Origin of the sequence: Mucilaginibacter sp. CSA2-8R, from assembly GCF_038806765.1 — a bacterium.
Lineage (GTDB): Bacteria > Bacteroidota > Bacteroidia > Sphingobacteriales > Sphingobacteriaceae > Mucilaginibacter.
On the sequence record NZ_CP152389.1, the window covers coordinates 2,002,786 to 2,022,511 of the forward strand.

A 19,726-nucleotide genomic window follows, 5' to 3' on the forward strand; every position below is an offset into this window, starting at 1 on the left:
GTAATTTGTATCAGTAATGAAAAAGATCGTCGTGTTTCTCTTTCTATGCTTTTTTAACCGGATGATGGCGCAGCAACAACCTGCAGTCAATCAATATCCAATGCCTGTCACATTCACAGCTGAGCAGGATCATGAGCAAATGATGAAGCAGTTAGGCATAAAAGCTTTGCGCCCGGGACCAAGCGGAGATGAGAAATCGCCTAATCATGCTAATTATGATGAGGCGCTGGCCAATCCTTATCCAAACTTACCAGCGGTACTCACCTTCAAAAACGGTAAACCGGTAACTACACCCGGGCAATGGTGGAAACAGCGCCGACCAGAGTTAGTAGAAGATTTTGAGCGGGAAGTGTACGGCCGTATTCCTCAAAATGTGCCGAAGGTAACCTGGCAAACCAAGGTAACCGATAAGGAGTTTGTAGGCTTTACACCGGTTATTGCCAAACAGCTGATTGGTCGGGTTAATAATTCTGCCTATCCGTTAATTAATGTAAACATCCAGATGACGTTGGTTGTACCGGCTAATGCTAAAAAGCCGGTACCGCTGCTCATGATGTTTGCACCCAGTGCATTGCCCGCACCGGCACAGCCACCAAAAGAAGACTTGGAAGCAATAAACAATGCCTTAAAGGAAATATTAATAAAGGCACATCCCGAATTAAAGGAGGTGTTTGACCATTATCCTGCTTATAATTCTATTGCTGCTCAAAGTTATGGTGTTAATCCGTTTGCACCTCGTGGCCCTGGTGATCCGCCTGCGGCACAGCAACTTATAGCTGGCGGCTGGGGATACATCTTGATTGACCCAAACAGCATTCAGGCTGATAATGCTGCCGGATTAACCCGCGGTATAATTGGGTTGGTTAATAAAGGCCAGCCCCGTAAGCCTGAAGACTGGGGCACCTTGCGTGCCTGGGCCTGGGGCGCTGCCAGGGCATTAGATTATCTGGAAGCTAGTGAACCTATGATTGATGCCAGGCATGTCGGCATTGAAGGTGTATCGCGCTATGGCAAAGCCGCTTTAGTAACAATGGCGTTTGAGCCTCGTTTTGCTATGGGGTTGATCGGCTCATCAGGCGAGGGCGGCGCCAAGTTGCACCGTCGTAACTTTGGCGAGGCGGTTGAAAGTTTGACTGGCGGAGAGTATTACTGGATGGCCGGTAATTTCTTGAAATATGGTGCAGCTGATGCTACCTTCGGCAGTAAAACCGCTAATGATATTCCGGTTGATGCTCACGAGTTAATAGCATTGTGCGCTCCGCGCTTAACTTTTATAAGCTACGGTGTGCCCGAGCAGGGCGATGCCAAGTGGCTGGACCAGCAGGGTAGTTACATGGCAACTGTTGCAGCAGGTTCGGTTTTTAAATTACTTGGCGTTAAAGACCTGGGTGTTTCAAATAATTATCAAACCGAAAAGATGCCGCCGGTAAACACTGGTCTGTTAGATGGGCATCTGGCCTGGCGTCAGCATGATGGCGGACATACCGATGCACCAAACGTTAAATACTTTATTAAGTGGGCTAATGATATGATGGCCTCCGACTCAAAAAAATAATGTGTTTTACCATGAGATTTATTTTATCAAGATTCTTTTGCACAACGGTTGTATTGCTGCTAATGGTTATACATTCTCAGGGTCAGATTAACGCCTGGAATAACAAACAGTGCGCTGTTGTTTTGACATATGATGACGCTATTGATATTGACCTGGACAATGTTATTCCGGCTTTAGACTCTATGAAGTTTAAAGCTACCTTTTACTTGATCGGTTCGTCGCCGGTGTTGGCAAAGCGCATGAATGAGTGGCGCAGGGCCGCCAAAAATGGCCACGAGTTAGGTAATCATGCTTTGTTTCATCCATGCGATGGCAGCCTGCCCGGACGCAGCTTTGTTTCGCCCGACCATGATCTGAGTAAATACACCATTGGCAGGGCCGTAGATGAGATACGCATCAATAATGTACTGCTCAAAGCTATTGACGGGAAAGACCGGCGCACCTTTGCATATCCGTGCGGAGACTTGAAAATTGGCGATGAGTACTTCTATCCTCAATTAAAAAATGATTTCGCCGGTGCGCGCGGGGTAACGGCCGGCTTTAAACAGGCCGCACAAGTAAAATTGGACGATATTAATAGCTATTTTGTGACTAACGAGTCTGCCGAACAGATGATTGATTTGGTTAAAAAAGCGATGGCCAGTCATGCCTTGCTGGTGTTTTTATTTCACGGTGTAGGTGGTGGCCATAGCATTAACGTAAGCCTGGACAAACACAAAAAACTACTCCAGTTTTTAAAGCAAAACGAAAAGCAAATTTGGATAGCACCTATGGTTGATGTAGCAGAGTCCATTCAGGCATATCAGGCTAAGGCAGGTGCCGGCAAATAAATTTAATTTTTATTACCTATAGAGCGTTTAAAAAAATAAGTATACTGTATGTTTAAAAAAGCATTTCTATTATTGACGGCATTTTGCCTGATCTTTAACCTCGTTGATGCGCAAACCACGCGTTTAGTAAATCCGATATTGGCAGGATTTTATCCTGACCCAAGCATCATCAAAGTAGGAAAAGATTATTACCTGGTAAATTCAACATTCGCCTATTTTCCGGGTATTCCGATTTTTCATAGCACCGACCTCAAAAACTGGAAACAGATTGGCAACGTGATTGACCGCCCGTCGCAAATGAATTTTATGGGCGATAGGGTAACCCGTGGTTTATTTGCTCCGGCTATTAACTATCATAATGGAACCTTTTATATTACCTGTACACAAATTGACCACAAGGGTAACTTTGTAGTAACTGCTAAAAATCCGGCCGGCCCCTGGAGCGATCCGGCTTTTTTACCATCGGTTAGAGGGATAGACCCGTCGTTATTTTTTGACAAAGACAAAGCCTATGTGGTATATAACGGTGATGCGCCTGATTATAAACCTTTATACTCAGGTCATCGTACCATCCGGATGAATGAGTTTGATCCTGTTAAGTTAACCGCTTCGGCCGAAAATCAGATTTTGGTAAACGGCGGTGTCGATATCAGCAAAAAACCGGTTTGGATTGAAGGTCCGCATATTATGAAAGTTGGTAACTGGTATTACCTGTACGCTGCTGAGGGCGGTACTTCGGTTAATCACTCCGAAGTTGTGCTGCGGAGTAAATCTGCCACCGGGCCTTTTGTTCCTTATGAGAATAATCCCATCCTGACCCAACGCGGATTACCTGCCGACCGCAAAGACCCGGTAACATCTGCCGGCCATGCCGATTTTGTAGAAGGACCTGATGGAAAATGGTATGCTATATTTTTAGCTGTACGCCCTTACGAAGACGATTATTATAACACCGGCCGCGAAACATTTATTGCACCAGTGACCTGGAAAGATGAGTGGCCGGTTATAAACGCTGATGTTAAAGAGATACAATACAGCTATGCCACTAACATTAAAGAAAATAAAACCCCTGGCTTGCAACCGCAAAGCGGAAATTTTAAATATTCGGTAGCACTGAATAAGCCGCTTGATTACTCGTTTTTGTTTTTAAGAACATCAGACCCATCGTGGTACAGCATTGGTAAAGATGGCCTGACCATGAAACTTAAATCCGAAACATGTGCGGGTACCGGCAACCCGGCATTTATTGCCAAACGTCAGCAACACTTAAATTGCAGCTTTGATACCGAGTTAAGCTTTGACACTGATAAAGCCTATGAAAAAGCCGGTTTGGTAATATTCCAAAACGAAGAGCATTACTATTACATCTGTAAATCAGTTGACGAAAAACAACGCCCGGTAGTACAGCTTTACAAAAGCGGCAAAGCAGGCGAAACAGAGCTGTTAACCGAGCAGCCCCTAACGGCTAATGCACAAGGCAAATTGCAGCTACGCATCAGGTCAAACGGTGCCTTTTATGCTTTTGACTACGCCACAACAGCCGGAAAGTGGACTACACTTAAAGATAACGTAGATGGCAAGTTTTTGAGTACGCATACTGCCGGCGGATTTGTGGGCTGCGTGTTTGCCTTGTACGCTACCTCTAACGGTAAAGAAACTACCAGTACGGCTAAATTTACCCGCGTAGATTACGCTGGCAACGATAGCGTTTACCGTTAAAAGTAGTTGGACTGGTCAACGCCAAAAATATTCTGTTACAAAAAAGCGGCTCCTATACAGGGAAGCCGCTTTTTGTTTAAGGATGAGGTTATAATAATTTCAGTTTTACAAAGTAGATGGTGTTATGGTCTACCTTATTGGTTGCCGGTAATATTTTAGCGGCAAACGTGTTAGAGCCGTTGTCAACCACACCAAAATCGTCGTCGTTTGATATAGCGAGGATGTTGCCCGGTAAAAGGGCCAGACCTTCTGCTTTATCGTGAGGGTAAACGTTTGGCAGGTCTTTAAGTAAATCTAAAACCAGGGTTTTGCTAACCGGCGTAATGCCTGCGGTAGTTAAGCCCGAAAGGTTGTTCAACTCTTCTACAGTTTTGCCGCCGTATAATTTTCCGTTTGTGCCGTTACTGGCGTCAGATATATCTGTGGCCTGGCTGATGTCTGTCTTGTAAATCCGTTTAAAGGTTGACGGGTTGGTAGGAGCGCCGCCGTACAGGCCATCGCGCTCAATAGTTAAAAAGGTAGTGGCATTCACGGCTACAATCTCGCTTACGCCGGTAATGGAGGTGTTCTCCATCAAATAAGCGTATTGTTTGGTTGCACCACTGGCAATATCAAAAGTAAGGATACGTAAAACTAACGAGTTTGCAACTGCTGATTTTGAAGGATTATACATCGGCGATTGCATAATGCCCACTAATGTTTTCCCGTCTGGCGTGATGGTTAAGCCTTCCATACCGCGGTTTGCACGACGGGTAGCAAATACAGCCGGAATTTTACGGCCGCCGGTACCGCTGCCAAAAGGGTTAATACGCTCAATGGTTTTACCGGTGCATCAAAGTGAACAATGTGCGGGCCGTACTCGTCGCTTACCCAAAATGTACCATCAGCTAAACGAACCATACCTTCAGAGTCGATGCCATCAGCACTTGGCGCTATCACCTGGTCGTTAAGGTCATAGGTAGTTTCGCCGGATGCACCCATACCGGCAGGGTTGGGTAAGCCGTTTAATTTGATACCGGCCGCATTTTTAAATTCTATCACCTGCTCTAAAACCAGTTTGCCGTCTTTGAGGCGGTATTTGCCAATCTCGGGGCAAAAATCAGGACGACCAATGATGATGGAGTTGTTGGCTGTGCCTGCCACATTTGGGCCGCGGTCCGTCATCAAATAAAATACATCAGGTTCGTTTGGGTCGGCAGCCATAGCCGAACCAAAACCGCCATTATAAACTTTAACGCCTTGTGCAGTGGTATAAAGTACGGCCGGGTCTGTTGCCTCGGCCATGTCAGGGTAAGTAAAAGATTCGCTGTCATTATGGTGCTTTTTACACGCGGTAAAGCCCATTGCGGCTACAGCCAAAGTGCATAGTAACTGTTTCTTCATTTGTTTGCTTTTACCTGAATTTTGCTACAAAAAAAGAATTGTGATTTTAAGTTAACATTAAGCAAGTAACAACATTATAACTTCTTAACCGGCCACCCATTTGGCCTCAATGTGAACGCATATCAAAGCCTCGTGTATGTCTTTAATATTGATGGTTTCGGATGCTGAAGTGATAGAGATAGAGATTGAGAGTAACCTTTAAACTGCATTGAGCAAGCTCGCTGGAGCATTGGGTGATTGTTTATGATTGGCTCGATACAATACGACGACGGGTTGTTATGTAAACAGTATGGAGTGCTTACTCGTGTAAGACCAATATGGCTTTTACAGTTTTATTCATCACCTGGTTTACAGTACTGCGGGTAAATAAGCGGTATACAATGTTGTGGTGGTGTTTTACCAAACATAAAATGTCGGTTTTATGAGTTTCAATAAACTGAAGTATACCGGTAGAGGCACTGCTGTTTTGGATGTTATGAAACTCAAGATCCGTTTGTGGTAGTAATTCTTTCAGCCTGATTTCGCTGTTAACAGTAGCTTTTTCATTCGGTTTTTCGGTTACATACAGCACCTGAATTTTGTCAGAGCCAGCGGCTTGCGTAAGTTCATTCAGGGCGTTTACATCTTCGGCAGATAAGCGTGTGGTAAAATCAGTAGCCAGGGTAATCATGGGTACTTCGCTAAAGTTGCTTTCCAGCGGAATAATTAAGGTTGGAGTTTTGAACTTGGTTACAATCATGCTGGTATTACTGCCTACAATACCACTAATACCGGTTGATCCCATAATGCCCATCACCAGCATTTCAACCGGGTTGGAGGTGACATAACGGGAAATCACGGTTCGCAAAAAGCCGACATCACAAAGTGTAGTTACCTGTACATCCGCATAATCTGAATCGGAGGTATATCCTGCTGTCCATTCTTTAAGTGCCTGGCGCTTGTTATTGTAATATGCCTCAATAAAAATAGCGTTGTAAGTGCTGTTGTTTATCCCTTCGGTAGGGTGAATAGCATGGATAACGCAGATGTCTCTATCCAAAATCAAGGCCAGTTTCATGGCATAAACTAAAGCGTTACCGGCACACTTCGAAAAATCGGAAGCTACAAGAAGTTGTTTTTTCATGACGGTTTAGATAAACAGGTGAAATAACATGAACAATAAGGCTGCCAAAATAATGGCTACGGGCAGTGTTAATATCCAGGCAATGGCAATGCTTTTAAGCGTATTATTATTGAGATTACCCTTGCCGCCAGATGCCACCATAGACCCGGCAATGCCGCTGGATAGCACATGCGTAGTACTAACAGGCAGACCGAAGGCCGTACTCAAACCAATAGTAGATGCTGCCACAATTTCTGACGAGGCGCCTTGCGCGTAATTAAGGTGCTCGTTACCAATTTTTTCGCCAATGGTAACTACAATCCGTTTCCAGCCAATCATGGTACCTAATCCTAGAGAGAGCGAAATAATAGCAATCACCCATAACGGCGCAAAATCCGTTACGTGCTCTAACTCACTTGCGCTGGAAGCCAGTGTATGCTTGTCCTGATCGGAAAGTTTTAGCTGGTGCTCTTTCTCAATAGCTTTAATATCTGTAATAATAGTTTCTACCTGCTTGCGATAGCTGTACGTTTTGGCAATATCTGTCTCGTTTTTTGCCGCCAGCGATGCTTCTGTTTTACGGATGGCTGTCTTTAAATTATTAACTACTTTCTTTTCCTCCTCATTAGTCACCCAGGTTTTGTTCAGCACCTGTTGTGTTTGTTCTAAAGCAGCTTTTACCTTGGCATTAGGTATTTTGTGATTTACTGCAAAACGGGCAGGCAGAAACGCAATTAAAATAAGCATAAAAAGGCCAACACCCTTTTGCCCGTCATTACTGCCATGAAAAAAGCTAACCAGGGTACAGGTAGTGATAAGGAGTAAACGTATGAAAATAGGAGGACGGTCATTTTCGCCGGAGGGGATATGAAAGAGTGAATGCGATTTGGTAACATGTTTTAGAAACAACATCAGCACTGCCGCTGCACCAAAACCTAATACCGGCGATACGATAAGCGAGGTGCCTATTTCTTCGGCCTTGCCCCAGTTAACGCCGGGGCCGTTATAATACCAAGTAAAAGCAAGGCCGGCACCAATCATTGCACCAATCATTGTATGTGAGCTGGAGCATGGAATACCTAAATACCAGGTGCCTAAATTCCAGATGATGGAGGCCAGTAAAACCGCCAGTACCAAACAGGCACCCACGCTAACCGGCAGTGTCATCAATGTATCTAATGGTACCAGTTTCAAAATACCCATAGCTACGCTGACACCACCTAAACATACACCCAAAAAATTCCACGTGCCTGACCACGGAATAGCGTAAACAGGCTTTAGCGCCTTGGTATAAATAACAGTGGCCACGGCATTAGCCGTATCATGAAAGCCGTTTACAAATTCAAATCCGGCTACGGCCAGTATACATACCAGGAAAACAACAAGCAGGTATCCGCTTAAATTAGTTTGTCCTAAAAATGGCAAAACAACACCGAGAGCTGTAGGAAACATGAATTTTAGTTTGTGAGCACAACAGCTTTATAGGCTGTAAAACTAAATTCAAAATTCAGAATTAGTCGTTCTAAAAATGTGCGGTAAACGTTAACAAATTGTTACTATATGAAACTTAATGTTGTTTTTGTAAACATGGTTGCTTTCATATTTATAACATCAGCAATCATTCAGTTTTATGATTGGTAATTCGACGTGTTTTAAGGCAATCTGCCAACTATGACAGTGCGCTGATTAAGTTATCATTAAAACCTCGCACTATTGAAAACAAGTTCTTCAAAAAAAAGTTGAAACTCCAACGGTATTATGCTGATAATTTTTTAAATCGAGATTATGTCAACAAACCAGTCATCAGACATTGAACAACTAACCATTAACACGATTCGTTTTTTAGCAACCGATATGGTGCAAAAAGCTAACTCCGGTCACCCCGGGTTACCTTTAGGTGCCGCGCCGATGGCATATGTGGTTTGGAATCGTTTTTTACGTTTTGATCCAAAAGAGCCAAAGTGGCCTAACCGCGATCGTTTTGTATTGTCGGCGGGCCACGGTTCTGCATTATTATATGCATTACTCCATCTATATGGCTACGATTTACCTATGTCGGAGCTTGAAAAATTCCGTCAGTTAGGTTCAAAAACCCCTGGGCACCCTGAGTCAACCAACACACCGGGCATCGAAGTAACTACCGGTCCATTGGGTCAGGGTTTCGGTAATGCTGTGGGTATTGGCATGGCCGAAGAGTTTTTGGCAGCTAAATATAACTTGGCAGATGCCAAAATCATAGATAACTACACTTATTGTTTAGTAAGTGATGGTGATTTGATGGAAGGCGTAGCATCTGAAGCTGCATCGTTAGCAGGTCACCTCAAACTGGGCAAACTGATTTTTTTATATGACGATAATAAGATATCGTTGGACGGACCGACTGATCTGGCTTTTACAGAAGACGTGCCTGCTCGTTTCGATTCATACGGCTGGCAAACCTTAACGGTAGAAGACGGCAATGATTTGATTGCTATTGAAAATGCTATTTTACAGGCGCAAGAAGAAAAGCAACGTCCAACACTCATTTCAGTAAAAACCATCATTGGGTATGGTAGTCCGCAAGAGGGTACCAACAAAGTTCACGGCAGTGCCTTGGGCGAAGAAAACCTGAAAAAAACGAAAGAGTTTTTTGGTTGGGATCCCGAAAAAATGTTTTTTGTTCCCGACGGTGTAAGAGAGCACACTGCGCAGGCGATTGAAAAAGGTACTAAACTGCATAACGAGTGGAAAGCGCAGTTTGAAGAATACAAAAAAAATAACCCCGAACTGGCTCAAAATTTTGCCACCAGTCAGGACGGCAAATTGCCCGAAGGTTGGGATGCACAAATGCCAACCTTTAAGCCAGGCGAGCAGTTAGCTACCCGTCAGGCATCCGGTAAAGCTATTGAGGCTTTACGCGCTACTATTCCATGGTTACTAGGTGGTTCGGCCGACTTGTCAAGCTCTACGGAAACGCCGGGTAAAGATGGTTCAGACAGTTTCCAGCCGGGCAATTACGGTGGCCGCAACCTTTGGTTCGGCGTACGTGAGCACGGTATGGGCGCCATTTTAAATGGTATGGCCTCATACGGCGGTACCCGCGTTTTTGGCGGCACATTCTTAACATTCTCTGATTACATGCGCGGATCAATCCGTTTGGCTGCATTAACACACGCCCCAGTTACTTACGTGTTTACACACGATAGTATTGCACTGGGCGAAGATGGCCCAACTCACCAACCGGTAGAGCAGGTAACGTCACTGCGTTTAACACCAAACTTGACGGTGTTGCGTCCGGCAGATGCTAACGAAACTGTGGAAGGCTGGAAGGTGGCTATGAGCCGCTTGCGTGGTCCGGTAGCATTAATTCTGTCAAGGCAAAAATTACCGATCATCGATCAGGAAAAATATGCACCGGCATCCAACGTATGGAAAGGTGCTTATATATTAAGCGAAGCTAAAAATAGCACACCAGATATCATCTTGATTGCCACCGGATCTGAGGTTCATTTAATACTTGAAGCGCAGGAAAAATTGGCTGCCGAGGGCATAAATGCACGCGTAGTAAGTGCTCCATCGCTCGAGATATTTGCTCAGCAGGATGAAGCTTACCAGCGCGAGGTGTTACCAAAAAATCTTACGAAACGTTTAGCTGTAGAGGCAGGCGTTACCTTGCCATGGTACAAATATGTTGGCCTCGAGGGTGATATTATTGGTATCGACAGTTTCGGTGATTCGGGCGAGGGTAACGCAGTATTGGCACATTTTGGCTTCACTACCGAAAATGTAGTAAAAAGAGCTAAAGCGCTTATCAATAAATAATTGCTATGAAAATAGGTATAGTAGCAGACCATGCCGGTTTTGAGCCAAAGCAGCAGCTGTTTAAGATGCTTACAGACGCCGGTTACGACGTGAAAGACTACGGTGCATTTACGTATGAGGCGACGGATGACTATCCCGATGTAGTGATACCGTTGGGAGAAGCCATCGCTAAGGGCGATGTAGAGCGTGGTATAGCTGTTTGCGGTAGCGGTGTCGGAGTATCGGTAGCGGCCAATAAAATGCCGGGGATACGTGCAGCCCTAATTACCGAGACTTACTCGGCGCATCAGGGTGTGGAGCATGACGACATGAACTTGCTTTGCCTGGGTGGCCGCGTAATTGGTTTGGTACTGATGTGGGAAATAATAGAAGCATACCTGAAAGCCAGGTATGACGGTGGCGAGCGCTTTCAGCGTCGCCTGGACAAAGTAATTGCAATTGAACATAAATACACAAAGTCGTGAAAAATCCATTAGCAAGAATTCCGGAGTTTGGCCAGAGCATCTGGCTTGATTATATAAAAAGATCTTTTACCGAAGGTGGAGAACTGAAAAAACTGATTGACGAGGATGACCTGAGAGGTGTTACCTCCAATCCGGCCATATTTGAAGAAGCCATTGCTCATAGCAATGACTATGATGATACGCTGGCCGAGTTAAGCAAAGAAAATTTGTCGCCGCAGGAAGCTTTCCTTAAAATCGCCATTGAAGATGTGCAAACCGCCGCCGACCTTTTTAAAGATGTATATGAAAAAACAGACGGCTTAGACGGTTATGTAAGTTTAGAGGTATCTCCTGGTTTGGCGCTCGATACTGAAGGATCAATTAAAGAAGCTCGCTCATCATGGGCAACGCTGAACCGTAAAAATGTGATGATCAAGATACCGGGTACCGAACCCGGACTGCCGGCTATTAAGCAACTTATCAGCGAAGGCATCAACATCAACGTTACATTGCTGTTTAGTTTAGAGCGTTACCGCGCTGTTGCCGAAACCTACGTTGACGGTTTGGAAGAACGTGCAGCTAAAGGTGAGCCTGTTGACCGTGTGGCGTCTGTGGCTAGTTTCTTTCTAAGTCGCATTGACACCGCTATTGATCCGCTCTTAGACAAAGCCGCCGAAGACGATCATCGCCATGCAACGGTAGCCAAGCAGCTTAAAGGCAAGATAGCTATTGCAAGTGCCCGCGATGCATACTCTATTTATAAAGAGGTTTTTGAGTCTGAGCGTTTTAAAGCCTTAGCCGCCAAAGGTGCCAAGCCTCAGCGCTTGTTGTGGGCCAGTACCGGCGTTAAAAACAAAGATTATCCAGATTTAATGTACATGGAAGCTTTGATTGGTCCGGACACTGTAAATACAGTACCTAAAGATACGCTGAATGCTTACCGCGATCACGGCGACCCGGCGTCACGCCTGGAAGACGGACTGGAAGAAGCGCGTTATCAATTATACCAGTTGGATGACGTTTTAGGCATCAACCTAAATGATATTACTAAACAATTGGAAGAAGAAGGTATACAAAAGTTTGTAAAACCCTTTGATAGCCTGATGAAGGTAATAGAAGAAAAAAGCAAACAAGTAAGCAAATAATACCATGCAGTCGCCGATTAAATTATTGCTGCTCGATATTGGTGGCGTACTTTTAACCGATGGCTGGGAAACACGATCAAGGGAAAAGGCCGCAGCGCTTTTTTCCCTTGATTCAGTTGAGCTGAACCAGCGGCACCGGAACACTTTTGACGCCTACGAGTCGGGTAAGATCACTTTAGATGAGTACCTGGATCTTATTGTTTTTTATGAGGAAAGGCCATTTTCTCGCACTGAGTTTAAACAATTCATGATGGCCGAGTCAAAACCCTTCCCTGATACCATCGATTATATTTCAAAAATCAAGCATCATTTTCAGCTTCCTACAGCTACCGTAAACAATGAGCCGCTTGAACTTAATGAGCATCGTATACACACTTATCATCTAAAAAGTGTGATTGATGTTTTTGTGTCATCGTGTTATGTGAATATGCGCAAACCCGATCCCAAGATGTATCAACTGGCGCTAAATATGATGCAGGTCAAACCCCAGGAAACTTTGTACATTGACGACCGAAAAGTGTATACTGAAATCGCCATTAAGCTTGGTATTAATGCCATCCATCATACTGGCTTAGCATCAACACAGCAGCAACTGGCCGGGTTCGGTTTAACACTGCCTTAACAACACTAACAAAACTTTCAACAATTAAACATTTATAACAACATGGAGCAATATGATTTTGGTATGGTGGGCCTCGGAGTGATGGGCCGCAACCTGCTTTTTAATATAGCAGATCATCAATATAACGTAGCCGGTCTGGATTTAGACCAGGGTAAGGTTGATGCCTTGCAAAATGAAGCAACCGAAAAGCAAATAGTAAAAGGCACAACCAAGGTTGATGAATTTGTAAAAATGCTCAAAACGCCGCGCGCTATTATGCTGCTGGTGCCTGCAGGCAAGCCTGTAGACGGCGCCATTGCTAGCCTGGTTCCGTTGTTGGAGAAAGGTGACATTATTGTTGATGGTGGTAACTCTTACTTTCCGGATACCGACCGCCGTTTTAAAGAATTAAGCGAAAAGGGAATTCACTTTTTTGGCATGGGAGTATCAGGCGGAGAAGAGGGTGCACGTTTTGGACCAAGCATGATGCCAGGGGGCGACCGCGATGCCTACGACAGGCTTAAACCAATTTTTGAAGCCGTTGCAGCCAAAGTGAACGGAGAGCCCTGCGTGGCCTATATGGGTACAGGTTCGGCTGGCCACTATGTAAAAATGGTACACAATGGTATCGAATATGGCATTATGCAGCTGATATCTGAAGTGTACGACTTACTCAAACGTGGTTTAAAATACAGTGACGACCAGTTGCAGCAAACTTTTCAGGATTGGAATGAAGGTGAACTGAAGTCATTTTTGTTGGAGATAACTGGCATCGTGCTTAAAAAGAATGACGATGAAACCGGTAAGCGTCTAGTAGAAATGATTTCTGATGTGGCCCGTGCTAAAGGCACCGGTAAATGGACGTCGCAAAACGCTATGGATATACAGGCACCAGTGCCGGTTATTGACGCTGCGGTATCGATGCGCGATTTATCAAAATATAAAACGGAGCGTTTACAAGCCTCCGAAAAACTGGCCTGGAACAATGCCGCTAATGATAGCGACGAACATGGCGGTTTAATTGAGCACGTTAAAAAGGCATACCACTTTGCTATGTTAACTATCTATGCCCAGGGTTTGGCGCAGCTGCAACTGGCGTCCAAAGAGTATAATTATGGTTTAAACCTTGCCGAGGTAGCTAAAATATGGCGCGGTGGTTGTATCATCCGTTCAACATCGCTCGAGGATTTTATGCATGCTTTTGTTAAAAATCCGGAACTGCCTAACATCATGCTGGATGATAGCATTGCAGCTACTTTGTTAGATACGCAGGAAGCAGCGCGTTTTACCGCCAAGTTCGCTATTGATAAAGGCATTGCCGCATCGGCATTACTATCAGCCTTAAGCTATTTTGATGCATATCGTACAGCAAAGCTTCCCACCAACCTCATTCAGGCGCAGCGCGATTACTTTGGTGCTCACACGTATGAACGTACCGACCGCGAAGGCGTATTTCACACTAAATGGGAATAACAGATTTTTAGCTGATACCTGAATAATAACAACAGCGTAATGAAAACACAAAAAAAAGCACCACCAACCATTATTGTCATTTTTGGCGGTACTGGTGATTTGGCTAAACGTAAATTGATACCGGCATTTTATAATCTTTTTAAAGATGGCTGGATGTCTGATCAGTTTGCCATTGTTGGCCTGGGGCGTACCCAGTTAAACGACGATGATTTCCGTCAACGATTATACGATGGCTTAGTCAGTTTTTCAAGAAGCGGCAAGCCTGCAGATGATAAATGGGCTGTATTTAAAGAAAACATCAGCTATTTTGTATCTAATGCAGATGACGGCAACTCGTATAAAGAACTTGCCCAAAAGCTGGATGCTATCGACCAGAAGTGGGGAGCAAGAGCAAATCGCTTATTCTATATGTCGGTTGCGCCGCAATTGATAGGTCCGGTAACCATTCACCTCAATGAAAGCGGTTTGGCTGCTAACTGCGACACCGACCGCATCGTGGTCGAAAAGCCATTTGGGCACGATACCGATAGTGCTATAGAACTGAATAAACTGCTTACCAGTAAATTTAGCGAAAAGCAAATTTATCGTATAGACCATTATCTGGGTAAAGAAACCGTGCAGAACATTCTGGCTTTCAGGTTTGCTAATGCCCTTTTTGAGCCTATCTGGAACCGTAATTTTATAGACTATGTGCAAATTACTGTTGCCGAGCAGGTTGGGGTAGAAGAGCGCGGAGGTTACTATGAAGGTGCAGGTGCATTGAAGGATATGATCCAGAACCACCTGTTGCAGCTGCTCTGTATGATTGCCATGGAGCCGCCGGTATCATTTGAAGCTGAAGAAATTCGCAACCGCAAAATTGATGTATTGCGCGCGGTGCATCGTATTAAGCCTGAGGATGTGCACAATTGTGCCGTGCGTGGCCAATACGGCGGCGGTTGGATGCAGGGCGAAAAAGTTCCGGGCTATCGTGAGGAAGAAGGCGTTAATCCGCGTTCGAACACGGAGACGTTTGCTGCCGTTAAATTTTCCATCGAAAATTGGCGCTGGCAGGGCGTACCGTTTTACGTGCGTACCGGTAAACGTATGCAGGAAAAAACCTCATCTATTACCATACAATTCAGGCCGGTTCCGCATTTAACATTTGAGCCTTCACAGGCAGACAGTGTGACACCAAACCGCCTGACGATTAATATACAGCCGCAGATGGACATCAGGCTTAGGTTTATGGCAAAAAAGCCAGGCCTGGAAATGGATTTAAAACCGGCCGAAATGGTGTTTGACTACGCCAGCGGAAAAGACTCGCCCGAGGCATACGAAACTCTCTTGCTGGATGCAATGGTGGGAGACGCTACCCTGTTTATGCGGAGCGATCAGGTAGAAGAAGCGTGGAAGGTGATTACCCCTATACAGGAAGCCTGGGCATCGCGCGAGTCTCTCGATTTCCCAAATTACAGTGCAGGTACCTGGGGCCCTGAAAGTGCAGAAGCGCTGATTGCCCGCCAAGGTCATACCTGGAGTTCGGCCCTGCACAAAAGTTAAAATTTAATGTAAAGCTATGATTAAAGTATTTGATAACAAAGCGGAGATAAGCACGGCAGCGGCAGAGCTATTTGTACAGATTGCACAGCGATCCATTAGCCAAAACGGAAAGTTTGTAGTAGCACTTACGGGGGGATCGTCGCCCGAGCAGCTGTACACTTTATTGGCCCAGCCCGAGTATCAAAACAAGATAGACTGGACCAAAGTTTTTGTTTTTTGGGGAGACGAACGTTGGGTGCCGCTTGATGACGAGCAGAGCAATGGCAAAATGGCCGATCGTACCTTGCTAAGTAAAGTACCCGTACCTGAAAACCAAGTGTTTTACATGTGGCAAGAAGGCATTAGTGCCGATGATTATGCGGCTCAATATGAAAACGAAATCCGGAAGCATTTAAATGCAGACCTAAGTTTTGATCTCATCTTGCTGGGCATGGGGCCTGATGGCCATACCGCTTCGCTGTTTCCGCATCAGCAGGTATTGCAAGAAACGCAAAAGCTGGTAGCAGCCTACCATCTGGATGCCCAAAATATGTACCGTATTACGCTAACGGCACCTCTCATTAACAAGGGGCAACACCTGTTGGTAATGCTGTATGGCGAAAATAAAGCACCAGCCTTACATGAGGTGCTCGAAGGCGAGCATAACACGGATTTGTATCCGGCGCAGATGCTCAAACCTGAAACTGGCGACATAACCTGGCTGGTAGACAAGGCTGCCGCAAGTCAGTTAAAATCAGTTTAGTTTTATTGTTCTTTTTAACGCTTTGTTGTGGTTGGTCTAGATGAATGTTTGACCAGCCGCAGCAATGCGTTTACTTTTTTTAGATTTTAAATTTATATTAATTATGGCAACGGATACAGATTTACGGATAGGCATTGATTTAGGTGGAACCAATACCAAGTATGCTTTAATTACCGCAGACGGCACTATTTTAGAAAAAGGCCGCATTGCAACAGCTGACTATCCGGACGCTGCATCTTTTGTTGACGGCTTGCATGAGCAACTGCTGCCTCTTATTGAAAAACATAACGCTAAGGATAAATTAAAGGGGATAGGTATCGGTGCTCCTAACGCGAACTTTTTTACCGGCAACATTGAACACGCCGTTAACCTTAAATGGAAAGACATTGTGCCGCTGGCTAAAATGGTAAGTGATAAGTTTGGTTTAAAATGTGTACTAAATAACGATGCTAAAGTGGCAGCTTTAGGCGAACATACTTTTGGTGTGGCCAAAAACATGTCCGATTTTATTATGATTACCCTGGGCACCGGGGTAGGGAGCGGCATTTTTGTAAATGGCAGTTTACTGTACGGCTGTAAAGGTAACGCGGGCGAACTGGGACATACCGTTATTAGGCATAATGGCCGGATACACTGGTCAACCGGTTTAAAAGGTACTGTAGAGAGTTATTGCTCGGCAACGGGCATCGCCATTACAGCTAAAGAGATGCTGCACAACGCTGAGATAGAAAGCCAATTAAGCCAGTATAAAGATGATGAGCTGACGTCAAAAGCTGTTTATGATTGTGCTGTTAACGGCGATGAGCTGGCTGTTTCTGTTTTCAAATTTACAGGCAATATTTTAGGCGAGGCTTTGGCTAATTTTGCATTATTTTCTGCACCTGAAGCTATTGTGTTATTTGGCGGTGTTATGCGTGCTGGTGACATGATTTCACAGCCTGCTCAACAAAGCTTTGAAGAACATCTGATTACCTCTTACAAAGGACAGGTAAAATTGCTTCACAGCAGCCTGGACTTAGACGATGCCGCTATTTTAGGTGCAAGCCGTTTAGTTTAACCCAGCCGAAGTGCTGTGCGGGCTGTTAAGGTTTAACTGTTGATGCAGTGGCTTACCTATCAGCCAGTCTGTTACGGCCAGCGTAACGGTAACCCATACCGGCAGAGCGGAAGGTAAAGAGATGGTGCATCTTTATACTCACGATTTGTTAAGCACCTGCACTGGCTTGGTTAAAGAACCTAAAGACTTCCGTAAAATTATACTTGAATTTGGCGGAAGTAAAGAGTTAATTTTAACCATCCGCGAAAATACCTGAAGTTTTATAACGAGGTTTTAATACGGTGCCGAACATCGCGATTTAAAATCATTCACCTATAAGGACCCGTTCAACGTCAAAGAAACTCACTTTACATTATTAATTAAGTAAGCGCGCGAATCAAGCATCAACAAAAAGGCCTTTGTCAACTAACATCAGTAGGTAATAAAGGCCTTTTTATAGTGTAATGTGTATTCAGTGTACAAAACTCAACGTTTAAATTACTTCAGTGGCGTCAACCTAAACCAATCAATATCAGCGTAGCCCGAATCATTTATTTGGGTGTTGCGGATGCAGAAAAGGGCGAGCTTGGCACCCACCCAGCGTCCGGGCGTTGCTTTAAAGGTATCACCCACTATATTAAAGTTCCTGCCATCATTGCTGTAAGCAAAGCTGCACATTGCGCCCGGCTGCACAATCACCCGCAAATAAATAGTTGAAGAACTTAGTTTTGCTAATTCCCGTTCGTTTTCCCCGCCGCCGCGGTCGGCACTTTTACAGGTGCTGAATACCAGGTAATCGCCGTCCTTTTTATGTTTGATGCCTATGCCTGCATAACTCAATCCCATTACAGCCAGGCCGGCCTTCTCGCCCTCCAGTTTAGTGTTAGGCGTGAACTCCAGTTTCACTGTTGCTATAAATTCTTCAGCCGGAAATTTCTGCATCAGCAGGTTGGGTACCTGCCACAGATTTTTAGTCTCATCGGGCACTCTGGCGCTGTACAGACGCAATACTCCCTTAGCAGGGTACAGATAGCTCCAATGCGCTTTGGGGTTGGCATTCCATTGCCACTGCAGGCCCAACTGGTTAGTATTAAAGTCATCGCTTTCAATCGGATTTTCTACTACGGCCGGTAACTTACCCACATTTGGCTTACGATAAGTCAGTACCGGTTCGCCTTTGCCATCTCCGTCTTTCTCCAACCCAATCACCGGCCAGTTATCTTTCCAAATCATCGGCTCCAAATGTACCACGCGGCCGTAAGCATCTTTATCCTGAAAATGTATAAACCAGTCTTCGCCGGTACTGGTATTTACCCAGGCACCCTGATGCGGCCCGTTGATGGGACTTTTGCCCTGATCCATCACTACCCTACGTTCATAGGGACCATAAATGTTATTAGAACGCAAAGCCAGCTGCCAGCCGGTAGATACGCCACCGGCTGGGGCAAAAATATAATAGTAGCCATTGCGCTTATAAAATTTAGGCCCTTCCAACGTAGGGTCATGCTCATGCCCGTCATATACAATCATGCCTTCATCAGTTACTTTGGTGCCGGCTTTATTCAATTTATTTATCGCAATAACACTTTTAATACCGGCCCTGCTACCAGCAAACCCATGTACCAGGTACATCGAGCCATCATCATCTAAAAGCGGGCAGGGGTCAATCAAGCCTTTACCGGGCATCACCAGCACCGGATCGGTCCAAGGGCCTGCCGGATCAGTGGCTTTAGTAAGGTAGATGCCGAAATCTGGGTCGGGATAATATATATAAAACTGTTTGTTGTAATAGCGTATGGCAGGAGCCCAAACACCATCGCCGTGGCGGGGCGTATCAAAATGCTCAAAGGGCGGTTGCTTATTGAGGGCGTAGCCTAAAATTTTCCAATTAACAAGGTCCTTAGAATGCAGTATAGGTAAACCAGGTATATTCTCGAAGCTGGATGAAACCAGGTAAAAATCGCTGCCTACCCTAATTACATCAGGGTCAGAATAATCGGCGTTTATGACTGGGTTTTTGTATTGTCCATTGCCTAAATCCGGGCTCCATACTTTTGATATGTATGGTTGAGTTGGCATTATCTTTTGCTGTGCAGATACAACTTGGGCAACCAGGTAATAAAGGAAGAGTAATATTAATTTTTTCAACAGTAATGTATTTGCAGGTTTTGGGCGATTATTTGTTTAGCATCTGAAAGTAAGAAGAAAAGTCGAAATGTACGGTTACCTGTTTTATTCTAGGCCGACGGCTTTCTACAGGAATAATGATGGCTGTAAAATACCCGTTACGTTTATAAGGAAATTTTAAGGCGATAGCAACACAAATGAGTTTATATCTAACTACTTTTAGGTCC

General features: G+C 44.8%; 17 protein-coding genes. 12 read left to right on the forward strand and 5 right to left on the reverse strand.

What is annotated here, in order from left to right:
* Positions 1 to 16 precede the first annotated feature (16 nt).
* From AAGR14_RS08530 to AAGR14_RS08540, 3 genes are read left to right on the forward strand one after another with little or no spacing between them, the layout of a single operon-like run.
* Positions 17 to 1,555 (forward strand): acetylxylan esterase, encoded by a 1,539-nt coding sequence (locus tag AAGR14_RS08530; protein ID WP_342648166.1) that lies wholly within the window; start codon positions 17 to 19, stop codon positions 1,553 to 1,555.
* An 11-nt stretch (positions 1,556 to 1,566) separates the two neighbouring features.
* Complete coding sequence (locus tag AAGR14_RS08535; RefSeq protein WP_342648167.1) at positions 1,567 to 2,385, forward strand: polysaccharide deacetylase family protein; 819 nt, start codon at positions 1,567 to 1,569, stop codon at positions 2,383 to 2,385.
* 48 nt (positions 2,386 to 2,433) lie between these two features.
* The gene (locus AAGR14_RS08540; RefSeq protein WP_342648168.1) at positions 2,434 to 4,104 is read left to right on the forward strand and encodes a glycoside hydrolase family 43 protein; all 1,671 of its coding nucleotides are present in this window, start codon (positions 2,434 to 2,436) and stop codon (positions 4,102 to 4,104) included.
* 88 nt (positions 4,105 to 4,192) lie between these two features.
* On the opposite strand, the gene AAGR14_RS08545 is transcribed toward AAGR14_RS08540, so the two are convergent.
* The 4 genes from AAGR14_RS08545 to AAGR14_RS08560 form a co-directional block, all read right to left on the reverse strand.
* Positions 4,193 to 4,921, reverse strand: coding sequence for an esterase-like activity of phytase family protein (locus AAGR14_RS08545; protein ID WP_342648686.1), 729 nt, complete (start codon positions 4,919 to 4,921; stop codon positions 4,193 to 4,195).
* On the reverse strand, positions 4,825 to 5,487 hold the full coding sequence (locus AAGR14_RS08550) for an esterase-like activity of phytase family protein (protein ID WP_342648169.1): 663 nt from the start codon (positions 5,485 to 5,487) through the stop codon (positions 4,825 to 4,827). Before AAGR14_RS08550 ends, AAGR14_RS08545 begins: the two co-directional genes overlap by 97 nt.
* 298 nt (positions 5,488 to 5,785) lie before the next feature.
* A complete protein-coding gene (locus AAGR14_RS08555) occupies positions 5,786 to 6,610 on the reverse strand; it encodes a universal stress protein (protein WP_342648170.1) in 825 nt (274 codons plus the stop codon).
* 6 nt (positions 6,611 to 6,616) lie between these two features.
* On the reverse strand, positions 6,617 to 8,041 hold the full coding sequence (locus AAGR14_RS08560) for an inorganic phosphate transporter (protein ID WP_342648171.1): 1,425 nt from the start codon (positions 8,039 to 8,041) through the stop codon (positions 6,617 to 6,619).
* A gap of 333 nt (positions 8,042 to 8,374) precedes the next feature.
* Between AAGR14_RS08560 and tkt the strand changes: the two genes are divergently transcribed.
* The 9 genes from tkt to AAGR14_RS08605 all read left to right on the forward strand — a co-directional run bounded on the left by tkt (position 8,375) and on the right by AAGR14_RS08605 (position 17,649).
* Positions 8,375 to 10,390, forward strand: coding sequence for a transketolase (gene tkt / locus AAGR14_RS08565; protein WP_342648172.1), 2,016 nt, complete (start codon positions 8,375 to 8,377; stop codon positions 10,388 to 10,390).
* Positions 10,391 to 10,395: 5 nt separating this feature from the next.
* Positions 10,396 to 10,854 (forward strand): RpiB/LacA/LacB family sugar-phosphate isomerase, encoded by a 459-nt coding sequence (locus AAGR14_RS08570; protein WP_342648173.1) that lies wholly within the window; start codon positions 10,396 to 10,398, stop codon positions 10,852 to 10,854.
* Positions 10,851 to 11,978, forward strand: a complete 1,128-nt coding sequence (tal, locus tag AAGR14_RS08575; RefSeq protein WP_342648174.1) for a transaldolase — start codon at positions 10,851 to 10,853, stop codon at positions 11,976 to 11,978. Before AAGR14_RS08570 ends, tal begins: the two co-directional genes overlap by 4 nt.
* Positions 11,979 to 11,982: 4 nt before the next feature.
* Positions 11,983 to 12,600: an HAD family phosphatase gene (locus AAGR14_RS08580; protein ID WP_342648175.1), complete on the forward strand. Its 618-nt coding sequence runs from the start codon at positions 11,983 to 11,985 to the stop codon at positions 12,598 to 12,600.
* Between the two features lie 42 nt (positions 12,601 to 12,642).
* Positions 12,643 to 14,052 (forward strand): NADP-dependent phosphogluconate dehydrogenase, encoded by a 1,410-nt coding sequence (gene gndA / locus AAGR14_RS08585; protein WP_342648176.1) that lies wholly within the window; start codon positions 12,643 to 12,645, stop codon positions 14,050 to 14,052.
* A gap of 39 nt (positions 14,053 to 14,091) precedes the next feature.
* Positions 14,092 to 15,594 carry a glucose-6-phosphate dehydrogenase gene (gene zwf / locus AAGR14_RS08590; protein WP_342648177.1) on the forward strand — a complete coding sequence of 501 codons (1,503 nt, stop codon included), beginning with the start codon at positions 14,092 to 14,094 and terminating at the stop codon, positions 15,592 to 15,594.
* A gap of 16 nt (positions 15,595 to 15,610) precedes the next feature.
* Positions 15,611 to 16,336 (forward strand): 6-phosphogluconolactonase, encoded by a 726-nt coding sequence (gene pgl / locus AAGR14_RS08595; protein WP_342648178.1) that lies wholly within the window; start codon positions 15,611 to 15,613, stop codon positions 16,334 to 16,336.
* A gap of 103 nt (positions 16,337 to 16,439) precedes the next feature.
* A complete protein-coding gene (locus AAGR14_RS08600) occupies positions 16,440 to 17,393 on the forward strand; it encodes an ROK family protein (RefSeq protein ID WP_342648179.1) in 954 nt (317 codons plus the stop codon).
* A gap of 121 nt (positions 17,394 to 17,514) precedes the next feature.
* The gene (locus tag AAGR14_RS08605) at positions 17,515 to 17,649 is read left to right on the forward strand and encodes a hypothetical protein (protein WP_342648180.1); all 135 of its coding nucleotides are present in this window, start codon (positions 17,515 to 17,517) and stop codon (positions 17,647 to 17,649) included.
* A 221-nt stretch (positions 17,650 to 17,870) separates the two neighbouring features.
* On the opposite strand, the gene AAGR14_RS08610 is transcribed toward AAGR14_RS08605, so the two are convergent.
* Entirely contained in the window at positions 17,871 to 19,520 is a 1,650-nt protein-coding gene (locus AAGR14_RS08610) for a glycoside hydrolase 43 family protein (protein WP_342648181.1), read from the reverse strand.
* Between the last annotated feature and the right edge of the window lie 206 nt (positions 19,521 to 19,726).